Source organism: Shewanella sp. (assembly GCF_051658185.1).
Lineage (GTDB): Bacteria > Pseudomonadota > Gammaproteobacteria > Enterobacterales > Shewanellaceae > Shewanella.
In genome coordinates, this window is sequence record NZ_JBOFMC010000320.1 from 1 (window position 1) to 3,328 (window position 3,328).

Genomic DNA, 3,328 nt, shown 5'->3' on the forward strand with positions numbered 1-3,328 from the left:
TCAGTACTTATCAACTGAAATGAAAAAATTTTCAAAATTAGAAGATAAAGCAAATTTAGGTATAGAGATTTTAAAAGAACGCCGCTCCGCCCTGATCTCCGCCGCCGTAACGGGCAAAATTGACGTGCGCGGCTGGCAAGCTCGCGAGTCTTAAGATAAAAGTAGGGGTTGATAACTCAGATGGTTAATGAAAATAAATTAGATGATAGTGTCGAACTAGAAGATCAAGATAATCTTGAGTTAACCGCACACCCCCATCCCATGGGCACAAATACGCCAGTGCGCATTGCTAAGGAGCAATCCAGCGTTTATGAACTATTGCGTAAAGAAAAAAAAGGTGATCTAGTCTTAGCGCCGGACTTTCAACGCAAGAATGTTTGGGATAAAAAGCATCAGTCAGAATTGATTGAATCAATTTTAATGGGTATTCCAATTCCATTAATTTATATGTTTGAAAATGAAGAGGGTAAGCGTCAGATCATCGACGGTAAGCAGCGCATCACCGCGTTGAAATTATTCTTGAATAACGAATTAATTTTAACTAATTTGTCTATGTTACCAGATCTAAAAGGACGTAAATTTGAAGATATATCGCCTCTTTTACAAGCAAAAATAGAAGATTATCAGTTACATTCACATGTGATCCAACCTCCTACCCCTGAATATGTGAAATTTAACATTTTCGAACGCGTTAATCGCGGAGGTGTGAATTTAAATAAACAAGAAATGCGCCATGCCTTATATCAAGGCACTGCTACAGATTTAATTCAAGTACTTGCAGAAAGTTCAGAATTTAAAGCCGCCACGGGAAGAGGCGTTAAGCCTAATCGCATGCGCGATCGTTACCTAATCTTGCGCTTTATTTCATTTTACTTATGGTTCACTCGTCAACTTGAAAACACCGATATTCAATACAACTCGGATGTAGATGCATTTTTGGCTGCAGTGATGAAATATGTTAATAACAAAGCCACAACAGAACAGCTTACTCAACTAAAAAAAACATGCTTACAAGGAATGAAAAATACTGCCAAATTATTGGGTGGAGACGCTTTTCGTTTTCAAACCAAAGGATCAGGCAATCGTCGTCCCGTTAATATGGGGCTGTTTGAAATGCTTGTCTTTGCATTTTGCGATTTAGAATCACATAAAATAAAAGCATCAATCGCTAAGAGATTAGTTGATGATTATAAAATAAAAGTGGATACTGATGGATTATTTTCAGGTTCTATCGATACGACAGAGCATGTGAAAAAACGTTTTTCCATCGCCAATGCAATCACGCAGGAGCTTAAAAATGCTCAAACAGCTTGAGATTGAAAATTTAAAAAGCCTTGCCCATACCAAGTTGCAATTAGCACCATTGACCTTATTGACGGGAGCTAACTCATCAGGTAAATCAACCGTCATTCAAGCGTTAATGTTATTAAGTAAATACAGCCAAGCGAGTAATCGCTATAGTATGGAAGAGCTGACACGCTATTTAAATGTTTTTGCTGATATTAGAAATAAAAATAACAATGCCAAGCAAATTAACATTGTAGCCCTAGATGCTGATAATAATCTGCACTCTTTAATTATCCAATCTGATAATCAGAACTGTTCAAAATCGTTACCTTATATCTATGAACCGTCATTTGATAATGAGATGCCGGAGTTGTTTTATTTAAATGCTAACCGTATTGGCGCTCAAGAGTGGGTTCCAGTATCTGAACGCAAAGTTGGCAATTTAAGTGAGTTTATTTTTTCCACTTTTGAAAAAATAAAAGGCCAAGTTTTACCTGAACCACTGCTTAAATTTTCTGGCTCTAAAACAATTGCTTATCAAGTGGCCAAGTGGTTGAGTTTAATTACTGGTACTCAAACTGAGTTGGTGAGCGAAAAAAATGGTGACCAAGTTAAAATTGCCTTTAATGTAAAAAATTTAGAAACGGATGTCTCGCCATTTAATTTAGGTGCTGGTGTTAGTTACGTAGCTAAAGTTATCATTCTGTGTTTTATGGCCAAAAAAGGTGATTTGGTTTTCTTAGAAAACCCAGAAGTCCAACTTCACCCTAAAGCTCAGGCTGAATTAGGCACATTTCTTTCATTTATAGCTAACAGCGGTATTCAATTAATAGTTGAAACTCATTGTGAACATTTAATAAATAAAGTGGCTTATGAAGTCTATGAGGAAAATATAAAAAGCAACCAGGTTGTTATTCACTATAAAAATGATACGAATAGCAATTTTGTAACAATATTAATAGATGAAAACGGAGAGTTCAATAATATTGATGGTGAAGTTATAGGTTTTCCAGCTGGTTTTTTTGATGCTACTCTTTCTTATTTGCTGCAGATGAGATAATTGATGACTGAAAAAATGGTTCTTAGTACTTCACTGCTATTAGCCTATGAAAATATTGCTTTTGAGCCTCGCAAGTATCAAAAAAAATACAAAAGGCTAATGAAAATAATATCGCTTCCATATAAAACTAATAAAAGGCAGCTTCTAGAAGCACAAGCTAGCGGGTTAAGTTCGAGTGTTTTTGAACGGTTAATGCCCCAGCTTCAGCATCAAGCTGATCGTAACGACTCGCTAGAATTATTAGCATCAAAAACGAGCTTAAAAGTTATTTTGACGGAGAATGAAAATGCCACATTGCCTTATGTGCATTATCGTTCTGAATTCATGACCAATCAAATAACGATCACCTTGACACCTGCAGAAAGCCGAGAGAATTTGATTAAATATCTTCAAATTCTCTGTTCCTCGGCCAATAAAATTACTATTTGTGATAATTACTTCGCTCAGGGGTGGAATAACACTCAAGGCTTGTTTCATACTATCCTTCCTAGGAACAAGTTGATGATAGCGTTTGTTGAAACGCCAGATGTGTTAGTTGGTGTAATTAAAAATAGCAGCAAAGTAACGGACAATTTCGTCACGTCTATTTATCCCGAGTGGGAGGCTACCATGAGCGATTTATATAGTGGTTCTCACGATAGGTATCTATTGATTGAGTCACCCCAAGGCACTATTGAGGTGATGATTTCTAGTGGTTTCGAACACATTTGGAAGCCCAATCCTAAAGAAATCACCTGTGTGATCAGTGAAAAATAAATAGAGTAGATATTAGCGATGATGGATGCCGCACAAGAAAAAATATTCCAAAATGATATCCTTGCCCAAATGCAAGCCAATGGTTGGTTAAGTGCTCAAGAAAAATTAACTGTAAACTCAGTGCCATAGCCATTTAGCATACAGGTTAATTTTTCATCGAAAGTTTCCTTACCCCAAGCAATGAAACGCTGCCAACGATGCTTCGCTTCGCGCCAGACCATTTCG

The 3,328-nt window shown here is 36.8% G+C and carries 3 protein-coding genes; all 3 read left to right on the forward strand.

The annotated features are described in order from the left end of the window. Positions 1–180 precede the first annotated feature (180 nt). The 3 genes from ACRCZA_RS12220 to ACRCZA_RS12230 are packed head-to-tail and all read left to right on the forward strand — an operon-like array spanning position 181 to position 3,103. The gene (locus ACRCZA_RS12220; protein WP_438674706.1) at positions 181–1,314 is read left to right on the forward strand and encodes a DUF262 domain-containing protein; all 1,134 of its coding nucleotides are present in this window, start codon (positions 181–183) and stop codon (positions 1,312–1,314) included. Beyond that, positions 1,298–2,347: an AAA family ATPase gene (locus tag ACRCZA_RS12225; RefSeq protein WP_438674707.1), complete on the forward strand. Its 1,050-nt coding sequence runs from the start codon at positions 1,298–1,300 to the stop codon at positions 2,345–2,347. The genes ACRCZA_RS12220 and ACRCZA_RS12225 overlap by 17 nt, the downstream gene beginning before the upstream one ends. 3 nt (positions 2,348–2,350) lie before the next feature. Further along, positions 2,351–3,103 (forward strand): hypothetical protein, encoded by a 753-nt coding sequence (locus tag ACRCZA_RS12230; protein ID WP_438674708.1) that lies wholly within the window; start codon positions 2,351–2,353, stop codon positions 3,101–3,103. Positions 3,104–3,328: the final 225 nt, after the last annotated feature.

Excerpts from the sequence above, each read along its gene's own strand:
- ACRCZA_RS12220 (WP_438674706.1), top strand. The coding sequence starts at position 181 with ATGGTTAATGAAAATAAATTAGATGATAGTGTCGAACTAGAAGATCAA.
- ACRCZA_RS12225 (WP_438674707.1), top strand. The coding sequence starts at position 1,298 with ATGCTCAAACAGCTTGAGATTGAAAATTTAAAAAGCCTTGCCCATACC.
- ACRCZA_RS12230 (WP_438674708.1), top strand. The coding sequence starts at position 2,351 with ATGACTGAAAAAATGGTTCTTAGTACTTCACTGCTATTAGCCTATGAA.